This is a genomic window from Cellulosimicrobium cellulans (assembly GCF_006539945.1).
GTDB classification, from domain to species: Bacteria; Actinomycetota; Actinomycetes; order Actinomycetales; family Cellulomonadaceae; genus Cellulosimicrobium; species Cellulosimicrobium cellulans.
The window spans coordinates 43419-62531 of record NZ_BJNZ01000027.1 but is presented as its reverse complement, the minus strand read 5'-3'; the positions used below and the strand labels follow the sequence as shown (position 1 = coordinate 62531).

Here is a 19113-nt window from a genome sequence, read left to right as displayed (position 1 = left end):
CCCGCCCGACGCACCTCCGCCGGCCGCGCCGCCGGACGCGGACCCGCCTCCGCTCGCGCCGGCACCGGCACCGGCACCGGCGCCGGCACCGGCCGACGCCGCGCCGCTGCTGGTCGCGGCACCGCCGCCCACGGCCGCAGTTCCGCCCCCGGCGACGGCGGGTGCAGCCGCGCCGCCCGTCGCGCCGATCGCGACGACCGCCGCGCCCGCGGCGACCGCGCCCGCGGCCGCGCCGCCGCCGGAGAACACGCTCGAGGTGCCGTGTGCGGCGACCGGAGAAATGAACTTCACGAGCGCGGGCAGTGCGAGCGCTGCCGCGAGGAGCACCACCACGGCGATGCACGAGGCATAGATCGCGTTCGCGACCGGGTCCAGTCCCGGGATCTGAGCTGGCGTCTTCAGCATGAGAATCCCGAGGGCGTAGATGCAGCCCGCGACCGGCTTGAACAGCACGAACGCCGTCATCCACCCGATGGCCTTGCGGAAGGCCTGCTCTCCCGACTCGGTGCCCGACGCTGCGGCGAGGGTGGGCAGGAAGGCGAAGAGAACCAGCACCAGCGCGTTGCGCACGATCATGAACGCCACGTTCGCCAAGCTGCCGAAGAAGGAGAGGAGCCCGAGGATCAGCCCCGGGCCGACGCCGCCGGCCATCAGCATCTCGACCGATAGGAACCCGTTGAGGGTCATCGGTTCGCCGGTGACCTTCTCCACGATCCACGGTGCGAACGCGTCACCGGCAGCCATCAGCGCCGTGAACCCCACCGTGAGCGCAGCGGAGGTGATGATGAGGCGCACGATCATCTTGATGGCCCCCGCCCCGCTGCGAATGTCGTGGGTCATCGCCATCCGACCGAGCGCAACGAGGGTCCCGACCAGGGCGAACGCGAACGTGTACCAGGACAGGTAGCCCTGGATCAGCGTCACCGGCCCGGAGGTCACGTCGACGTTCGGCATGTTGATCCAGAAGGTGTTCAGCCACCCGAGCACCGAGACCGTGCCCTCTCCCAGGCTCTTGACGAAGTCCGCTGCAGCAGACTCCGCGACGCTGCTGCCGATGTTCCCGAGCTGGCAGGAGAAGTCGTGCCAGCTGGAGCATTCCTCAGCCATCGGTCGCCCCCCATGAGGTGAAAGTCGTCAGGTCGACGATCGACGGCGTGAGCTGGCTCGTCGCCAGGTCGCCTTGCCAGTTGCCGACCGCGTCGTCCCAGACCAGCGAGACCCGGACCTCAGCCTCGATGTCGTCCTGGCGAAAGCCCAGGCTCACGATCACGGCATCGGGCTCGACCTGCTGGAACTGAAACCCGGCGATCTGCGCCACCCGCCCGGGCGTCTGCTCCCGGTCGGCGGGATCCTGAGCAGCCAGCCAGGCGTCCAGGGCGGGGTTGTCCGCTGCGGCGACGGCGCTGAACTCCTCGTAGTTCGGCTCTCCGAGCCCTGCGAAGAAGTGGGCCGCCGCGAACAGCGCGCCCGTCGGCGAGTGCGCGAAGCAGGGCCACAGCGGCTCCGGCCCGTCCACCGGTCCGTACTCGGGGGACGTCGGGACCATGAAGTACCCCACCGGTTCCCACTGGGCCTCTGGCCCGGAGACGGGGATGTCCTGGTCCGCACCGCCCGGTATGCAGGTGTCGTCCTCGTCCAGCTCGGCCCCCGTTGTCGACGAGGGCGAGGGCGCCGCCGTGACGCTCGGCGACGGGTCGGGATCGGGATCCGATCCTGACGACGTCGCGATCATCACGGCCACGAGGACGACGATCAGCAGCAGGAACCCGCCCGAGACCCACCACCAGGCGTTGAACGGGTTCGATGTCTCCTTCTCGTCGCTCATGGTCGGCAGCTCCTAGACGAAGACCAGCAGGATGGTGCCGGCCGCCGACGCGAGGATGCAGACGAGGATGCTGATCGCCAGACCCTTGAACCCCTGGATCTCACGGCCGGTGAACGCGGCGAACGCCAGGTAGCCGGCGGACGAGAGGAAGCCGGCCAGGCCGAGGATGATGACTCCCCACGCCAGGTAGTTGAGCAGAGTCTCGATGCCGTCGACGCCTGGGGGCGGTTCCGGGGTCGGGTTCGGAAGGACGCTGGTGGCCAGCGCATAGATCCGGTTCATGCTTCATCCCTTTCGGTTTCCCGCGCGAGTGCGCGGACGTTCTTGATGACCTGTCGAACTCGCAGGGGGCTCGAGGAGAGGTTGACGGGCTCCACCCGCCACGCCTCCATCCATGGCAGATGCCAGCCGTGCGGGGTCATGCGCCCGAGGCGGCGCGCGGCTGACCGCTGCGCCACGGTGAGGCGGGGAGCGTCATCGACCAGGACGAGACCCACCAGTCGCGACGCGCGAAGGGTCTCGGCGGCCCAGAGGCGGGCGAACCGGTCCGCTGCCTCCAGGCCGGCGCGGTTCGTCCGGGCGACAGCCACCACGGCCAGTGTGGGAAGAGGCCGCTCCCAACCGGACGCGACCGGCCAGGCTCGCCCGACATCGAGGGCGTCCGGCCCGAGCAGGGCCGTCACGGTGCTCGCCCCGGCGCCGCCGTGCAGACCCATGACGCAGACCGTCGGGCGCTCTGCCGTCTCGACGACCGGCCATGGACGCTCGCTGCTGACATCCACATGCGGGGCGGACTCGGGGCGGGCGGGGCCCGTGAGGCTCAGTGCGTCGTCCCACAACGCATCCCCACTGACCTCCTCCTGCAGAGCCACAGCAGGAGCGGTGGTCGAGGCCACGAAGGGGTTCTGGGGGGCCGGGGTTGCCGGCGCCCGCTTGCGTCGAATCACTCCCTCACTCCTTCTAACGTTGATGGACTTAGATTATCGCACGATTGCATGGATGTCTGCTAGTCTTGCCTCAGATTCTCATCAGATGGACCTACTCGGGGGAGCGGATGCAGCACTACCAGCGACTTGCGGCCGCGGCGGTCGTAGCAGCGTGCGTGGCCGGGCTCGGAGGCTGCGCCGCGTCGCCGAGCGCGGCGCCGACGGCGACGACCGCGGCCCCGCCGCCGGAGGTCTCGACGCCAGAACCAGGGGCGTCCGCCCCCGACACCCTTGCTCCGGACGACGACACGCTCGCTCGGGCCGCCGCCGTTGCGGCTCTCACCGACTTCGTGGCTCGCGACCGGGCCTATGAGGACTGGTGGGGGGCCTTCGCGCCGCACCTGACGCCGGCCGCTCGGCAGGCGTTCGAGTTCACGGACCCGACTTCTATCCCCGCCGCGACCGTGACCGACGATGGAGCCCTCAGCGCCGCTCCCGATGGAACCTCCGCCTCCGTGCTCGTTGGCACCGACGCTGGGCAGTACCGCGTCGAGCTGGTGCGGCAGTCGGTGGACGCCCCGTGGCTCGTCGACCGGCTCACGCCACCCGGTGACGCCTGATGGGCCGCGTGGCGGGCGGCGTTGCCGCGCTGGCGCTCTTCCTCCCGATCCTCCTGGTGGTCGTCCTCGGCGGCGGTGCCTGCGTCGGAGGCGCCACCGGAGTTGGCACCGACGCCGTCCGCGTCAACACCGAGCAGCTGCCCGACATCGCGAACGCCGGCCTCTCCAGCGACCCCGAGAAGCGAGCGGAGCAGATCCTCAACGCCGCGTTCATCATGAACGCCGCCACCGAGGAAGGGCTGCCCGTCAAGGCGCAGATCATCGGTGTCCAGGCGGCTCTCGGGGAGTCGACGCTCATCAACGTCGACTACGGAGACGACATCCACGGCGTGACGAACCCGGACGGCACCCCCACGTGCTCGCTCGGCCTCTTCCAGCAGCAGTGGTGCCTGGGGTGGGGCACGAAGGAGGAGGTCATGGACCCCTCCACGAGCGCGAAGCTCTTCTTCCGCGCGCTGGTCAAGGTCGACGGGTGGGCGGACCTCGAGCCCACCATCGCCATCCACCGGGTCCAGCGCAACGCCGACCCGTGGCACTACGAGCGGCACTGGGACGCGGCCAACACCATCGTCGCTGCCCTGGCCGGCATCGTCGTCGACCCGAGCGACACCGGATCGGCTCCCAGCTGCGCCGTCGACACTGGCGCGGGCACGGGCGAGATCCCGGTGGGCTGGGCTGAGCCCGGCCCCTGGGGTGGACACCAGAACGGGCGCATCCCCGACAGCCAGATCAAGCCGCTGCCGTGGGCCCCGGGCCACCGCCTGCGCGCCGACGCCGTCGACGCGCTGATCGCGCTGAACAACGCCTACCGCGCGCAGTTCGGGCGAGACATCGCCATCACCGACGCGTACCGGGACTACGACACCCAGGTCATCCTCAAGGGCGAGAAGGGCGGCATGGCTGCCACGCCGGGCACTTCGTTCCACGGCTGGGCCCTCGCAGTTGACCTCGGTGGAGGCATCAACCGGTTCGCCACACCGCAGCACGTCTGGATGAAGAACAACGCCCCTGCCTACGGCTGGATCCTGCCGGCATGGGCCGACACGGACGGGAACAACCCCGAGCCGTGGCACTGGGAGTTTTGGGGAGTTCGAGATGCTTGATCCGCAGTCCGTGCCACCGTTCCCGGTGGTCAACCTCCGCCTCGACGCCGACGGCGCGCTCTTCGTCGACGGGGCGCGCGTCGTCGTCCCGGAAGTAGAGAGCCCGACGACCGTCGGCGTCCAGGCGGTCGCCGAGTACGTTCGCGCCCACCACCTGAACGCCGTGCGGGTGCGAGCCGCCACCCCTGACGGCGTGTTCCAGATGATCGTGACCGCCACCGGCGAGGCGATCGACACGACTCCCCTACCGCAGAGCGTGGCGCCCCGCCGGCGTCCGCTCCTCCTCGCAGCAATCGGCACGAGCGTCGTGGCCGTCCTCAGCCTCACGGCCGTCGGCGTCGCGCTCGCCGGAGGCGAAGATCCGGCGCCCCCTGCGGCCACGGGACCCACGACCCCGGCCTCGCTGCCCGGTGCCGGCGCGAACCTCCCGGTCCTCTCCCCGCCCGGGTTCGCGCAGAAAGCCACATGGGCGCTGCCGGTCGCGCCACGCTCCACGCCCACCCTCCTGGCCGATGGACGCGTAGTCCTGACGGATCCGGACGGCGAGCTGCGCATCGTCGACGGGGCGACTGCGACCACGACCTGGACCGGTTCGAAGGCACGCTCGGAAGTGACTCCGGCCGAGGTTCAGGGCCGCCCCGTCCTCGCCGCTTCCTCTGGAGAGGAGCTGAGCCTTTGGCCTCTCGACATGAGCGCGGACGACTGGGACGGCTCCCCGGTCACGCTCGACCTGACCGCACGCGGCAGGGTCACCTACCTCGGATCGGTGCCCCTCGTCGCGCTCGAGAACCAGACCGTCGCCCTCTTCGACGGCGACGGTCTGACCCGACGGGACGTCCCGGTCGGCGCCCGGCCCGTCCTGGCGACTGCGGACGGCGTGATCGCCGTCGGGGCCGACACCTGGTGGCTGGTCCCGGCCGACGGCGAGCCGCAGGAGCACGAGCTCCCCCGGCCAACCGGGTCCACCGGAAAGCCCCTCGTCGTCTCCGCCGCCACGGACTCCCAGCTCGTCGTCACCTGGTCCACCGGCGACGACGGCGCAGTCGCCGCACTCATCGACCTCGCGGACGGCACGATCCGAGCCTCCAGCCCCGTCGAGGCCGGCGCGATCCGCGCCGACGACGTTCCCCTGCACGACCCCACCGGGGAATCGATGACGCTCGGGTCCGTCCTGGTCGACTACTCGAGCACGCCGCACGTCGCCCAGCTCGAGAACATCACGCCGACTGCCGTTCACGGACGCACCGTCTACGGCTCTTCCGACCGCCGCGCGGCCGTCTCCGCTAGCACCGGCACCGTTCGCGTCTACGGCGAGAGCACGACACCCGCCCTGCCCTTCGCGGTCACCGACGACTTTGCCTACTTCGTCGCCGAGAAGGTCGACCAAACCCTGCTGTACGCACTCCCCCGCACCAACGAAAGGACGAACCCATGATCACCGTTCTCGTCCGCCCCGACGGCACAGGCGGCCAGGTCCGGATGCCTGATCGCATCGTCGATCTCAACCCGGGCCCACCGAGCGAGGTTCAGGCCCAAGCCGTGAGCCTGCTCGTCGAGCACACCGCTCGCTTCGGCGAGCCCATCACCGTCCAGGCCGAGACCGGAGCGGAGACGCGACACTTGCGGGTCACTCCCGACGGCCGGGTCGAGGTCATCGCCGTCGAGGACGTCGACCCTGTCGCGCCGACGGCTACGCAGGCCCCGGCGCCCACGGCTGACGCCGAGCCGCTGGCCCTCGATGAGGAGCCCGCTGCGCTCCCCGCTATCGCGACGCTGGCGGCAAGCCCGGTCCAGGACACCCCCGCCGGGGACCCGACCGCGCCCTCCGAGCCGGCGCACGCACCGGAGGCGCATGATGCTGCCCCCGTCACCCGGCGCGAGCGGCGAGAGTCGTTCCTCACCCAAGAGCAGGTCGAGGAGCCCGCGAAGGAGGGTCTCCGCGGCCTTCTCACTCGAGTCGGGATCCGCATGTCCCCCAGCGAGGCCGAGCGTGAGCAGCGCGAGGACGCCCGACACGTCTCCCAGCACTGGCCCGGACCGCGCACCATCGCGATCGTGAACGGCAAGGGTGGGGCCAACAAGACGCCCACGACGATCTGCCTGTCAGCCGTCTTCGCGCTCTTCGGCGGCGCCGGCGTCGCCGCGATGGACAACAACCAGACGAGGGGGACGCTGGGGTGGAGGACCGAGCAAGGGCCACATGAGGCGACCTTCCTGGACCTGCTTCCGGCCGTCGACCGACTGCTGGGGACCTCGGCGCAGAGCGCCGACCTGGCGCACTACGTGCACCACCAGACGCGCGACCGGTACGACGTCCTGCGGTCCCAGCCGCTCATCCTCGCCAAGGACCAGCGGCTCGGCGGCGACCAGTTCGACGCGCTCCACTCCGTCCTGCGCAAGTACTACCGGCTCATCATCATCGACACGGGCAACGACGAGTCTGACGAGCTGTGGCTGCGCGCGGTCGAGAACGCCGACCAGCTGGTGGTCGCGACGACGACGCAGCCCGACCGAGCAGAGGCCGGGCGACTCCTGCTCGACACCCTCGAAGAGCGCGACCAGCGCAGCGCCGCTCTCGCGCGCAACGCCGTCGTCGTGGTCAGCCAGGAGAAGAAGGGCGGCACGCTCGACGAGGCGTCGAAGCTCGCGGCAGATGACCGGTGGATCGCCCGAGAGTCCGTCGCGATTCCCTTCGATCCAGCCATGCAGGAGGGCACCCTCCGGTACGGGGCGCTGCGGCCGGAGACAAGACGTGCTTGGCTAGCTGCGGGGGCAGCGGTAGCCCGCGGTCTCTGACCGGCCGCGCAAGTCCACACATCAGCCCTCACAGAACGAGACCTCAGTTGCCGTACAAGTCCCCGGACGACGACCTCGACTCGCTCGGTCAGATCGCCCGTAGCGATGACAGGATCGCCGTGGTTCGCCACCTGCGTAAGAAGCCCGCCGAGAACTACTTCGGTGCGATCCAGAAGGGCACCGGTATCGCCACCGGCAGCCTCGGGAAGCACCTGCGCGAGCTCGAGGCCGCAGGAGTGATCCAGGGAGATCTCCCCCAGCAAGAGCGCCACGGTCGATACGTGCGCTACCAACTCGACGACAAGCGTGTGCGCCAGCTGCTCAAGAAGTTCGAACGAGTACTGCTCGGCTGAGCCTCCGCACACTCGGGCCCGGGCACGCACAGCGCGCCCGGGCCCGCTCACCTCGTGACTCGTCGCGAACATCGCCGCTGTTGAGTTGGAAAGCACCAGGGCTAGCAACATGCAACGATAGATTGTGAGTAGGAGGGGGCGGAGCGGCAGGCGCTCATCCGGCAGGATGAAGCCATGCCGCGACTAACGAAGCCCCCGGGGATGCCCAGGGAGGTCGAGGTCGCCATTGAGCTCGTCGGCAACAGGGCGCGCGCCGAGGTGCTGCGCGCCCTGGCTCTCCATGACACGCTCACGATCGCGGAACTCGCGGACCTACTCGGCGCGACCAGGCAGGCCGTCCAGAGCCACCTGCGCGCATTTGAAGCGCAAGGGCTCGTCCACGCCGACGTGCCCCCTGAGCGGCGCCAGGGTCGTCGCGTGCAGTGGCAGGCGGACCGCCAGCAGGTCGAGAAGGTGGGAACCGCGTTCAGCGACTACATCGCTGGCCGCTGAAGCGCCCTTCGCCTGGAAGGAATGCCGACGTCGCTTGCGCGATGACGGAGCGACACGCCGCGCGTCGTACCACCGCGGCGCTAGCACTAGCACTAGGTTCGTGGCCATGACCAGCACTCCGACCAGGGCACGCCGCCCTCGGGGGTCGCTTGACCCTCGCACGACGGCCGCGCTCTACGCGCGCGTCGACGAGGGCACGAAGGCTGTCTTCGACCAGATGGCAGACGCGGCCGGCGAGTCGCTTGGCGTCGTGCTCGAGCGCGTCGCTCGTCACATCGAACTTGACGATTCGGGCCTGCCCGCGTGGTGGCCCGAGCAGCCGAGCCAGCAGGAGGAGCTGCCTCTCAAGACTGCATAACCGCATAACGCAGAGCGGCCCGCCCCCGAAGGGGCGGGCCACGATACGAAGCTCATCACCCTCAAGCTTGGCGGCGACGGAGGTGATGGGCCCCGATTGACGCACCCTCAGGTGCGTCGCTGTCTGGAGACCATCATAAGCACCCAGCGGGCGCCCGCACACGAAGGCGAGCGCGACACACCGATCGACGCAACCGTGCTTGCGTCCGTTTCTGGACGTTCGTCCAGAGAGTCCCAGGCCGCCGCGGCTGCGGAGTGGGCAGCCTGCGCGCCCCTGCTAGCCGGTGCGCTTCGCGTGCGACTCGCTTCTCGCCGCGCCAGCGGGATCCAGTACCGCGACCGTGACGAGCGGGCCCTGACGGCGGTGCTGCCGTCGATGCCGGCGGCCGTGCGCGTCTACGGCGACGACGGCACCTGCCGCGCCCTGTGCTTCGACCTCGACTCCTCACGCGGTGGTGCGGCACGCGTCATGGCAGACGCGTCCCGGCTCGTGCGCGAACTCGAGTCCGCCGGCGCTCGGGTGATCACCGACGTCTCCCCCAACGGCGGCCGCCACGTCTACGTTCCACTGGCCGAGCGACTGGACTACACCAGCGCCCGCGAACTCGTCGAGGCCATCGCCACCGCCTACCCCACGATGGACCCCGGCCCGCACCAGTCTCTTCGCACCGGGTGCATCCGCGTCCCCGGTGCCGCCCACGCGAGCGGCGGGCACCAGGCGCTGACGATGAGCCTCAACATTGCCGTCGACGTCCTGCACCGGCCCAGCCCACGGGAGGTCGTCGCTGCGCTGCAGGAGACGTACCGCGCCCAGATCGGCGCCCGGCGAGCCACCCAGGCCCCTCTACAGGCCGCTGAACCCTCTACGGAACCCCGCAGCTCGGCCGCCCACGGCCGGGCCCTCTCGGCCCGCCTGACGCGCATCGCCCGCGACGGCGTCTACGACACCGACCGCTACGACTCGCCGTCCGAGGCACGCCAGGCCGTCATCGCCGGCGCCGCCGCCGCTGGCTGGCGCCTGGCCGACGTCGCAGCCCGACTCAGCGACGGACGCTGGCCCGGCCTGGCTGCGCTCTACGCGCGCTACTCCCCCACACAGCGCCACGGCGCCCTCGCCCGCGACTGGCACAACGCCCAACGCCTCGTAGCCCAGCACGCCGAACAGTCCGCCACGACGCGGAATGTCACTGTGCACAGATCCAACACAAGCGCCCAAGAGTCACAGGGGGGTGCTCCAGGCCTTGGCGACGAACACGCGTTCATCCGCACCTGGCGAGCCTGCCTGCGCACGAGCGAGCAACACCGGTTCCCCGGACGGAAGTGGTACGGGGCTCGGTTCCTCCTGCGCGCACTGGGAGAAGCCGCCCACAAGACCGGAAGTCGCTACGTCTCGTTCGGCACGCGCTCCCTCGCCATCGCATCCGGGATGGACCACTCGACTGTCTCTGTCCTGCTCCACGAGCTAAGCAAGGCCGGCTGGATCGACCGACTCGAGCAAGGGCGCGGCGAGTACGCCGACCTGTACGCGCTCACGCTGCCCTCCGACCTCATCGACCGCGCTGCGGACCTGCGCTGGGACCGCGGGCGGATCCACGCGCTGCGCCCCGTGTTCCGCGAACTCGGCCACGTGGCCGCCCTCGTGTTCGAGGCCGTCGAGAACGGCCGAGCAGAGACGGTCACGCAGCTCGTGGACACCACTGGCATCTCCCGCAGGGCGGTGCACGAGGCCGTCGACCTGCTCACGTCGTGGGGACTCCTCGACCGCGCACGCGGCGCCCTACTCCCCCGGTCTGACGCCCTGCTTCGGGTCGCCGAGCATCTCGGGGTTCTCGAGGCCGTCGCGGCCCAGCTGCGTCTCTACGCCGCACAGCGCGGGGCCTGGCGTACCTATCTCAGCCGGCACGAGTCCATCGAGCCCGGAGACCCCGCAGAGTCCTGGTGGTGGCCGCCGGACGACGCGCAGGCGAGCGAGTGGACGCTGGTCGACGGTCTCGCGACGTAGGTGCGTCGCACGCAAGACTTGTATGTATTGTAAGCAGTGCAAGTCTTGCAATACATACAAGGAATGCAAGCATTCGATTAGTTGCTATCCTGTCTGACAGCGCTGCGGCGCGCCCAGCAACGAACGCAAGCATTGCAATGCTTGCATTGCACCTGGAGGTGCCAAGATGCCCGTCACGATCCTCTTCGCCAACAACAAGGGTGGAGTCCAGAAGACCGGATGCACCGTGCAGACCGCAGCCGGTCTCGCGCGCCAGGGCCTCAACGTCCTGGTGGTGGACATGGACCCCCAGGCGAACGCAACCCGACGGCTCGGGATCGAGTGGGACCCGGCGAACCCGATCCCGAGCGTGTCAGAGGCGATCGCCGCGAACGCCGAGGGCGCGGGGGAGGGGGCCGTCGTCGAGTGCGGTTGGAGGAACGCCGCGGGCGAGCTGACAGCAGAGGCCAAGCACATCGACGTGATTCCCGCCCGCTTCGACCTAATCAACCGAGAAGCCGAAGCCGGCACCGTCGGTGCGTTCCGCCGTCTGCGCAAGGCGTTGACGGGATGGACTGACGACTACGACGTCGTCCTCATCGACTCCCGTCCCGACCTCGGCCACCTCGTGCAAATGTCGATGAGCGCGGCTGACGTCGTGATCATCCCCTCGGACACCGGGTATGACTCCGTCGAGGCGGCGATCCGCGTCAGCGACTTCGTGACGCAGCACGCGGTCGACCTCGCCAACCCTGAGTTGCGGGTCGGTGGCGTCCTCGTGACACGTCGCCGCCAGACCGCAGAGGGAGACTTCCAGATCGAGGGCCTCCGAGAGCGCTTTGGAGACCTCGTGTGGAACCTGCGCACCGTCAAGATCATCCCTGGCGACGTCGAAGTGGAGCTCACACCGCCGTACGTGCCCGAGTGGACGAGGTTCGCCGAGGCCGACGCCGCCGGCGTCTCCCTTACAGCCTGGAACGACGAGCGCGGCCGCACCACGGTGCGGATCTTCGACGAAGTCGCCCAGCGCATCATCGACCGGATTCTGCCCGCGTACGCCGAGAGGATCGCATGATGGTCGAGCGCAAGCGGCCTAGCGGAACGAGCCCCATCTCCTTGACTCCTCGCGTCGAGCCCATCGCGACCCCCGCCGCGCCAGCACCGGTCGCCGAAGCATCAGCCGGGCCCACAGCCCCGCCGACGCAGTCGCCCGAACCGGCAGCCAGTGCCGAGGGTCCGCCCGCAGCTTCCGCGAGGCGACGCCTCCCCGCGCCGCGAACGCGCTCGGCCGAACCTCCGACGCCGGCACCGGTCGGCGGAGCGATGGTCTCCCGGACCTTCCGATTCCAAGAGGACCTGATCCGCCGCGCCGAGACGGCCGTGCTGCGCACCGGCGGCCTCGAAGGCGGTCACGTCTCCATGACCGCACTCCTCAGCACCGCGCTCGAGCGCGAACTAGCCCGCCTCGAGCACGAGCTCAACGACGGCGAACCGTTCCCCGCGAACCGAGGAGAGTTCCGCAGGGGCCGGCCCATCGGATCATGACCGCCACCGACCGAAGGAGCAGCGCATGACCATCGACCTCACACACCCCCACACGGTCCAGGTGACGATCGCACCCGCGAGCCCAGGCGTCGAAGGGAGCCTGCTCAGTCTCGTGATGGACGGTCACAGCAGGCCGGTCGTCGGAGACCTGATCTGGCCCAACACTCCGGCAGGAGACCAGCGTTAGGAACCCCGCTCACCGCCCCGGTGCCCTCGGACGAGGGACACCGGGGCGATGTCGTTCCCGGGCCCGGCCGGTGGCCGGTGGGGGAGCGGTGGGGCCGGCTGTGGTCGTCGAGCTGGGCGGGTGTGTGGTTCTCCCGGCCTGCGGCCGGGACCTGAGCGGTGCCGCTGCGCGGCGCGTTGTCCGCGCTGCGCGCGGTTTTCTTCCCCTCCTGGCTCTCCATCATCGCCCGCGCGACCCTGCGCGCAACCGACCTCGCTGCGCGTCCCGGCCCGTCGAAACTCGTCGGCCTGCGGTCGCTGCGCTCCCTGAGCTCGGCCGACGAGCCCCGCCGTTCCGGGACCGGTCGGTTGCACTCCGGGCCGCTTATGCGGGCGGTGATTACGGCGCCAGGAGGGGGCGAAAAACGGTCGGGACCCCGGCCACCCACCACCTGGCGGGAAGGAGCCCTACGTGGCTCAGCAGATCACGCTCCGCGCACGATCGGTCGTCGACGTGCTCGCCTACATCCCCTACCGCATCGGCTACGCGCCGACCGAGAGCCTGGTGATCGTCGCGCGCCGGTCCAACACCGGCACGGTCGGCCTGGTCGCGCGCGTCGACCTGTCCGACGTGAAGCCCGAGACGGCCGACATGCTCGCCGTGCACATCGCGAACGACCGCGCCGCGTCGGCCGTCGTCGCCCTCTACACCGAGGACCGGGAGGAGGCCGACCGCGCCCTCGCCAGCATGACCGAAGCGCTGCACGGCCAGGCCGTCGACGTGCACGACGCCGTCCACGTGAGCACCGCCGGGTACGTCGACATGCACGCCGCCCTCGCCGTCGTGCGCCCGTTGTCGGACGTGACGACGAGCGTGCTCGCCGCCGAGATGGTCGCCCTCGGCGTCGCCCCCGCCAGCGACCGCGCCGGGCTCCTGCCCGGCGAAGCGTCGCCCGAGGCGCAGGCAACGGCCCGCCGGGCCGCCGAGAAGCACGCCGCGAAGAACGTCGACGAGCAGACCACGCACGCCCTGGCGACGTGGCGGCTCGCGCTCACCGGACTGGTCGACGGCCCGGGGATCTACGGCGAACTGGCGCAGATGCTCACGCACACCAAGGTGCGTGACGCCGCGCTGCTGTCCATGGTCCCCGGGATCGACCCGGACACCGTGACCCAGACCGCCGCAGGGAACGCCCCCGACGACGCCACCGGGCGAGCCGTCGCCGCGATCGCGGACCAGAAGGTCGGCGTGCAGCCCGGCGACGCTGCCGACGCGGCGCGCGACCTGCTCGCCCAGATCGTGGCCCACGTGCCGACCAGCGCCCCCGCGTGGACCCTGTGGGGCCTGGTCGCCTGGTGGCACGGCAACGGCGTGGCAGCGGCCGACGCGCTCGCCCGCGCGCTCGAGGCCGATGAGACCTACAGGCTCGCGCTCCTGCTCAACTCCGCCGTCCAGTTCGGGATGGCCCCCGGTTGGGTCGTGCGCGAGCGCGACACGAAGTAACCGCCCGGCGTGCGGCCCGTGGGGGAGACCCTGCGGGCCGCGCGCCGTCGCGCGTGGTGCTGCCCGTACCGGCCCATCGAGGGCCGGTACGGGCACCGGGGAGCTGCCGCCCCCCGAGCCCCCGCCTCAGTCGTCACCGACCCATGTAGCCAGGCTCGCCGCCCTGGGCCTGTCACAGACCCGGGCAACTGGAGACCTTCCCCGAGTAAGTGGCGGCACAGACGACCGGCGCGCCGAGGACGACGACAGGGGAACACGATGACGAACCGCCACGACACGAACGACGAGCTCACGCCTCGCACGAACCGGACCGAAGCCGAGTCGCGCCGCGGTCAGCGCTGGACGGTCGGGGCCTGGACGCTGCTCCTGACCGCCCTCCGGGTCGTCGTCGCCCTCGCCCAACTCCTCGTCGAAGTCACGTGATCCGGCCGGTGGCCGGTGGGGGAGCGGTGGGGCCGGCTGTGGTCGTCGAGCTGGGCGGGTGTGTGGTTCTCCCGGCCTGCGGCCGGGACCTGAGCGGTGCCGCTGCGCGGCGCGTTGTCCGCGCTGCGCGCGGTTTTCTTCCCCTCCTGGCTCTCCATCATCGCCCGCGCGACCCTGCGCGCAACCGACCTCGCTGCGCGTCCCGGCCCGTCGAAACTCGTCGGCCTGCGGTCGCTGCGCTCCCTGAGCTCGGCCGACGAGCCCCGCCGTTCCGGGACCGGTCGGTTGCACTCCGGGCCGCTTATGCGGGCGGTGATTACGGCGCCAGGAGGGGGCGAAAAACGGTCGGGACCCCGGCCACCCACCACCTGCGCAGGAAGGGTCACCATGACCACCACCACCGAAGCACCCGCTACGCAGGCCGAGGCGAGCACGGCCCCCGAGAGCGTCGAGTTCGCCCACGTCGACCCGCGCACGCTCGTCGTCGGCGTCAACGTGCGGGCCGACGCCGACCTCACGCCCGAGTTCGTCGGCTCGATCAAGCAGCACGGCGTCCTGCAGGCCGTGCGCGCCCGCCGCGCTGAGGACGGCACCCTGGTCGTCCTCGAAGGTCAGCGCCGCACGCTGGCTGCCGTGGAAGCCGCCCGGGAGACGATCCCGGTGCAGATCATCGACGGCACCGAGGACGAGGCCCGGCGTATCGTCGAGCAGTTGGCCGAGAACGACCACCGCAAGGACATGCGCGACAGCCACCGCACCGCCGCGTTCCAGCAGCTGGCCCTCATCGGCCTGAGCGCTGGGCAGATCGCCAAGCGCACCGGCACCGACAAGGGCGCCGTGGCGAGCGCACTCACGGTCGCAGGATCGAAGGTCGCCGCTGCCGTCCAGGCCAAGTACGACCTGCCGCTCGACGTCGCCGCCGCCCTGGCGGAGTTCGAGGACGACACCGAGACCGTCAAGACCTTGACGGCCGTCGCGATCAAGGACCCGGGACGCTTCGCGCACGAGGCCCAGCGGGCGCGTGACGAGCGCCAGCGCGCCGCCGAGGTCGCCGCCGCACGCGAGACGCTGGCCGCGCAGAACGTGACCGAGGTTCCCCGGCCCGACTACAACGACGCCAAGATCAAGCGTCTGGACAGCCTCAAGCCCGCCGCTGACGACGCCAACGGCACCGATCTCACCGTTGAGAAGCACGCAGCGTGCCCCGGCCACGCGGCCTACATCTTGTCGCAGTGGCAGCGGGTCGAGGTCGTCTACGTCTGCACGAACTGGCGCAAGCACGGCCACGGCGACCGGTACAGCACCGGCAGCACCCAGCGCTCCGGGCCGATGAGCGAGGCGGAGAAGGCCGAGCGCCGCCAGGTGATCGAGAACAACAAGGCGTGGAAGTCAGCCGAGGTCGTCCGGCGGAAGTTCCTCGCGGAGTTCGCCCAGCGCAAGACCGCCCCCACGGGCGCGGCAGCGTTCATCGCCGCCCAGATCGCGACCGCCACCCACACCCTCGGTCACGGGGCGGACAAGGACCACGAACTGGCCGCGCAGTGGCTCGGCATCAAGCCCGGCGCGAGCGCGTACCGGGCACGCAGCCAGGGCATCGCGCAGGCCGCCGAGAAGGCCACGGCGGGTCGGGCGCAGCACATCGCGCTCGTCCTCTGCCTGGCAGCGTGCGAGACCGGGACGGGAGTCCAGTCCTGGCGGAACCAGGGCAGCCTGCGCGAGTACCTGACCGCGCTGGAGTCCTGGGGCTACACCCTGAGCGACGTGGAGAAGATCGCCCGGGGCAAGGCGCCCAAGAAGTAGCCCGGCCCGGCGCGCGGCCCGTGGGGGAGACCCCGCGGACCGCGCGCCGTCGCGCGTGGTGCTGCCCGTACCGGCCCATCGAGGGCCGGTACGGGCACCGGGGAGCTGCCGCCCCCCGGACCCCCGCCTCCAGCTCGGGCCGGCGTCGGCGTCGACGGGCAGCGAGACGAGTTGCCGGTGGGCAGGTGGGTCGGCCGGTGGCCGGTGGGGGAGCGGTGGGGCCGGCTGTGGTCGTCGAGCTGGGCGGGTGTGTGGTTCTCCCGGCCTGCGGCCGGGACCTGAGCGGTGCCGCTGCGCGGCGCGTTGTCCGCGCTGCGCGCGGTTTTCTTCCCCTCCTGGCTCTCCATCATCGCCCGCGCGACCCTGCGCGCAACCCGCTCGACTGCGTCGCCGGCCCGCCGTCGAAACTCGCCGCCCGGCGCTCCTTCGTCGCTTCTCCCGGGCGACGAGCCCCGCCGTCGGGCCGGACCGCGGGTTGCACTCCGGGCCGCTTATGCGGGCGGTGATTACGGCGCCAGGAGGGGGCGAAAAACGGTCGGGACCCCGGCCACCCACCACCTGCGCAGGAAGGGTCACCATGGCCACCACCACCGAACAGCCAACCGTCCGCCCGGACGTCACCTGCTACCACGACCACGAGCGCTGGACGATCGTCACGGACGGGACCCCGTGGGGGATCGGCGCCGGCGTCATGGTCGTGGACGGGTGGTTCTCGCCGTCCTCGCGCCACAGCCAGCACCCCACCCTCGCGGCGGCCGACGCGTACGCCGACGCCGTGCACGCCGCCTGGACCGCCGGCGCGGCCCAGCCCAACCCCCGCAACTACGCATGAGCGCCGACGTTGACGCTCGGCCCACCACCGAAGGTGTGTTCGGCCCGCCGATCCACACGTACACCCGCGCCCAGGCCCTGGCGGACGGCGTGCTGGTCGACGCCGGGCCGCTGGCCCAGGAAGCAGGGTTCCGCTGGCCCGTCGCGCTCACCCAGGCGGCCCACGCCGAGGCCGTCGCGTGGAACCCCGAGTACGAGGCCGGGCAGGACGAGACCGGGCGACTGTGGGACGTGCTCTGGCTCGCCACGATCGCGGCCCGCGCGGGCCGCTCCCGGTTCACCGTGGCCCGAGTCCCCAACGCCCCGGACCGGGTCGAGGCCCAGGACCTCGACCTGGTGCTCCACGTCGGCCCCGGCGACACCGCCGCGCCGGTCGTGACCATCAGCCTCCCCGGCGAGGACTGAAGCCCGACCCGCGGCGGGCCGACGACCGGCCCGCCGCGGGCCACCCGAACCAGCCCGGCCCACGAAGGGAACCACCATGACCACCGAGCACCAGACCATGCGCCAGCGCGTGGCCGCCATCAACTGCCACCCCGCCCAGCTCGAGGGTGAGCAGCGCGCCGCGCTCGAGGAGCGCATCCGCCGCCGCCTGCCCGGCTACCCCGACCAGTACGTCACCCAGTACGCGAACGGAGATGCCGACTTCGCGCTCTGGCTCGCCCTGGTCGACCTCCGGCTCACGCGCCAAATCTGGCTCACCCACCGCGACATCGCGGACCGCCCCTGGCGCGACGACTACGACGCCGGCCGCGACCCCATCGACGCCGCCGACGAGGCAGCCGAGGCCGAGGCCGGCCAACTCTTCGACTGAGCCACCAGCGGGCCGGGCGTGAACCGCGCCCGGCCCGCCCCTCAACTGAGGTATACATCGCGCGAGCAATGATGTATACTTGAGTTGTTGGAAGGGCACACAACGGCCGGAGACCACCGGCCACCTGACACCAACGCAAAGGAGGGCCCCCGTGGCTCAGAACACCGCCGCAATCCCGTCTCTCGCCCGCGAGGCGTTCGACCGCAGCATCGAGCTCGCGAAGCAGCGCGCGGCCCGGACGGGCGAGAACCTGAACGACCTGCTCGACCGCATGGACCGCGCGGACCACCGGACGCTGTCCGTGACGAACATCCTTGCCAGCGGCGACCACGCCACCCGCGGCACGTGGAAGGGCCGTACCAACTTCGACGTCGTCGGCGGATTCCTGCGCCCCGTGGGGCCGGGGCAGTGGTACAGCCGGCTCGGGCAGCGGGCCGCTCTGCGCGCGTGACGTGCCCCGGTGGGCCGGAGGGGGAAACCCCCGGCCCACCGGCTGGCCCATCGGAACCACACGCGAGCAGGAGCGAACCATGCTGACCATCACCCACACCCGCGAGGCCGGAACCCTCATCGACGGCACCGAGCGCGGCGACGGCACCAACGTCGTCCTCAAGGCCCACCGCTGGCGGTTCAGCCGCAACCTCGGCACCTGGTACGTGCCGCAGTCGCGCGACCGCGTCGCCAAGGTCCGAACGATCGAGGCGACCGCGGCCGCGCTGCGCGAGGCCGGGCACGACGTCGAGGTCCTGATCGACGACGCGGCCCGCCCGGCCGCGGTCGTCGAGGCTGAAAGGACCGCCCGCCAGGCCGACCGCGCCGAGGCGCTGGCCGCCAAGGCCGAGCGCAAGAAGGGCGCCGCCGATGCCGCGTACGCGCGGCACGAGGCGGCCGTCGAGCGGCTGCCCGTGGGCGGGGAGCCGATCAAGATCGGCCACCACTCCGAGAGGCGCCACCGCCGCGACACCGAGCGCGCATGGTCCACCCTCGGCACCGCCGTGCATGCCGAGCGCGACGCCGTGACCGCCCAGGAGGCCGCGGCGACCGCCGCAGCGACGACGGGCGCCCGGTACAGCCCGGTGACCGTCGGAAACCGCATCGAGCGGCTGGCCGCGGAGATCCGCAAGTACGAGCGCGAGCTGACAGCCGACGTCTACGACCGCGAGACGAACGGCTACCGGCCCGCGACCGAGGCAGAGCGGGCCGCGCGCGCCGCACGCATGGCACCGCGGATCGCCGAGGCGCGGGACAACCTCGCGCACTGGGAGGGCGTGCGCGCCCAGCAGATCGCGGAAGGCGCCGTCACCGACTACGGGCCGCACAACGTCGCCAAGGGCGACGCCGTGAAGATCGGCCACTGGTGGCGCCGCGTGGCCCGCGTCAACGCCAAGTCCGTGAGCGTGGAGACGGACTACTCCTGGACCGACCGCGCGCCCTGGCACGAGGTCACCGACCACAAGCCCGCGACCACCGCATGAACCAGAGCCAGGGCGGGCCACGACCGGCCCGCCCGGGCCCAGCCCACACCGACACGAGGAGCCCCGCCATGACGACCGCCACCGCACCCCGAGCCCGTAGGCT

Annotated in this window: 23 protein-coding genes; 19 read left to right on the top strand and 4 right to left on the bottom strand. The window is 71.3% G+C overall.

Going from position 1 to position 19113, the window contains the following annotated elements; genetic code table 11:
* The 4 genes from CCE02nite_RS16800 to CCE02nite_RS16785 form a co-directional block, all read right to left on the bottom strand.
* On the bottom strand, nt 1–1107 hold a 1107-nt coding region (locus tag CCE02nite_RS16800; protein ID WP_141390764.1), incomplete at its 3' end, for a hypothetical protein.
* On the bottom strand, nt 1100–1825 hold the full coding sequence (locus tag CCE02nite_RS16795) for a DUF8175 domain-containg protein (RefSeq protein WP_141390763.1): 726 nt from the start codon (nt 1823–1825) through the stop codon (nt 1100–1102). The genes CCE02nite_RS16795 and CCE02nite_RS16800, both read right to left, overlap by 8 nt.
* 12 nt (nt 1826–1837) lie before the next feature.
* Nucleotides 1838–2107, bottom strand: coding sequence for a hypothetical protein (locus tag CCE02nite_RS16790; protein WP_141390762.1), 270 nt, complete (start codon nt 2105–2107; stop codon nt 1838–1840).
* Nucleotides 2104–2721 carry a DUF6668 family protein gene (locus CCE02nite_RS16785; protein ID WP_141390761.1) on the bottom strand — a complete coding sequence of 206 codons (618 nt, stop codon included), beginning with the start codon at nt 2719–2721 and terminating at the stop codon, nt 2104–2106. The genes CCE02nite_RS16790 and CCE02nite_RS16785 overlap by 4 nt, the downstream gene beginning before the upstream one ends.
* 206 nt (nt 2722–2927) lie before the next feature.
* Between CCE02nite_RS16785 and CCE02nite_RS20555 the strand changes: the two genes are divergently transcribed.
* The 19 genes from CCE02nite_RS20555 (at nt 2928) to CCE02nite_RS16700 (ending at nt 19010) form a co-directional block, all read left to right on the top strand.
* On the top strand, nt 2928–3371 hold the full coding sequence (locus CCE02nite_RS20555) for a hypothetical protein (RefSeq protein ID WP_170227358.1): 444 nt from the start codon (nt 2928–2930) through the stop codon (nt 3369–3371).
* Between the two features lie 8 nt (nt 3372–3379).
* Entirely contained in the window at nt 3380–4474 is a 1095-nt protein-coding gene (locus tag CCE02nite_RS21090; RefSeq protein WP_255318925.1) for a M15 family metallopeptidase, read from the top strand.
* Nucleotides 4467–5909 carry a hypothetical protein gene (locus tag CCE02nite_RS16770; RefSeq protein ID WP_141390760.1) on the top strand — a complete coding sequence of 481 codons (1443 nt, stop codon included), beginning with the start codon at nt 4467–4469 and terminating at the stop codon, nt 5907–5909. Before CCE02nite_RS21090 ends, CCE02nite_RS16770 begins: the two co-directional genes overlap by 8 nt.
* Nucleotides 5906–7270, top strand: a complete 1365-nt coding sequence (locus tag CCE02nite_RS16765) for an AAA family ATPase (protein ID WP_218027142.1) — start codon at nt 5906–5908, stop codon at nt 7268–7270. The genes CCE02nite_RS16770 and CCE02nite_RS16765 overlap by 4 nt, the downstream gene beginning before the upstream one ends.
* A gap of 47 nt (nt 7271–7317) precedes the next feature.
* Nucleotides 7318–7623 (top strand): ArsR/SmtB family transcription factor, encoded by a 306-nt coding sequence (locus CCE02nite_RS16760; RefSeq protein WP_141390759.1) that lies wholly within the window; start codon nt 7318–7320, stop codon nt 7621–7623.
* A gap of 201 nt (nt 7624–7824) precedes the next feature.
* Nucleotides 7825–8115, top strand: a complete 291-nt coding sequence (locus tag CCE02nite_RS16755; protein WP_170227357.1) for an ArsR/SmtB family transcription factor — start codon at nt 7825–7827, stop codon at nt 8113–8115.
* A 106-nt stretch (nt 8116–8221) separates the two neighbouring features.
* On the top strand, nt 8222–8473 hold the full coding sequence (locus tag CCE02nite_RS16750) for a hypothetical protein (protein ID WP_141390757.1): 252 nt from the start codon (nt 8222–8224) through the stop codon (nt 8471–8473).
* A gap of 294 nt (nt 8474–8767) precedes the next feature.
* Complete coding sequence (locus CCE02nite_RS16745) at nt 8768–10474, top strand: bifunctional DNA primase/polymerase (RefSeq protein ID WP_141390756.1); 1707 nt, start codon at nt 8768–8770, stop codon at nt 10472–10474.
* A 166-nt stretch (nt 10475–10640) separates the two neighbouring features.
* Nucleotides 10641–11528: a ParA family protein gene (locus CCE02nite_RS16740; RefSeq protein ID WP_141390755.1), complete on the top strand. Its 888-nt coding sequence runs from the start codon at nt 10641–10643 to the stop codon at nt 11526–11528.
* A 248-nt stretch (nt 11529–11776) separates the two neighbouring features.
* Nucleotides 11777–11998 carry a ParB family protein gene (locus CCE02nite_RS16735; protein ID WP_141390754.1) on the top strand — a complete coding sequence of 74 codons (222 nt, stop codon included), beginning with the start codon at nt 11777–11779 and terminating at the stop codon, nt 11996–11998.
* A 25-nt stretch (nt 11999–12023) separates the two neighbouring features.
* A complete protein-coding gene (locus tag CCE02nite_RS20550) occupies nt 12024–12185 on the top strand; it encodes a hypothetical protein (RefSeq protein WP_170227356.1) in 162 nt (53 codons plus the stop codon).
* A gap of 450 nt (nt 12186–12635) precedes the next feature.
* Nucleotides 12636–13667, top strand: coding sequence for a DUF4192 family protein (locus tag CCE02nite_RS16730; RefSeq protein ID WP_141390753.1), 1032 nt, complete (start codon nt 12636–12638; stop codon nt 13665–13667).
* A 258-nt stretch (nt 13668–13925) separates the two neighbouring features.
* A complete protein-coding gene (locus tag CCE02nite_RS20545) occupies nt 13926–14090 on the top strand; it encodes a hypothetical protein (protein ID WP_170227355.1) in 165 nt (54 codons plus the stop codon).
* Between the two features lie 387 nt (nt 14091–14477).
* A complete protein-coding gene (locus CCE02nite_RS16725) occupies nt 14478–15890 on the top strand; it encodes a ParB/RepB/Spo0J family partition protein (RefSeq protein ID WP_170227354.1) in 1413 nt (470 codons plus the stop codon).
* A gap of 577 nt (nt 15891–16467) precedes the next feature.
* A complete protein-coding gene (locus tag CCE02nite_RS16720) occupies nt 16468–16722 on the top strand; it encodes a hypothetical protein (RefSeq protein ID WP_141390751.1) in 255 nt (84 codons plus the stop codon).
* Complete coding sequence (locus CCE02nite_RS16715; protein WP_141390750.1) at nt 16719–17126, top strand: DUF6573 family protein; 408 nt, start codon at nt 16719–16721, stop codon at nt 17124–17126. The genes CCE02nite_RS16720 and CCE02nite_RS16715 overlap by 4 nt, the downstream gene beginning before the upstream one ends.
* A 76-nt stretch (nt 17127–17202) precedes the next feature.
* Nucleotides 17203–17535, top strand: a complete 333-nt coding sequence (locus CCE02nite_RS16710) for a hypothetical protein (RefSeq protein WP_141390749.1) — start codon at nt 17203–17205, stop codon at nt 17533–17535.
* A 151-nt stretch (nt 17536–17686) separates the two neighbouring features.
* Entirely contained in the window at nt 17687–17986 is a 300-nt protein-coding gene (locus CCE02nite_RS16705; protein ID WP_141390748.1) for a hypothetical protein, read from the top strand.
* Between the two features lie 79 nt (nt 17987–18065).
* Nucleotides 18066–19010, top strand: coding sequence for a DUF3560 domain-containing protein (locus CCE02nite_RS16700; protein ID WP_141390747.1), 945 nt, complete (start codon nt 18066–18068; stop codon nt 19008–19010).
* Nucleotides 19011–19113 lie beyond the last annotated feature (103 nt).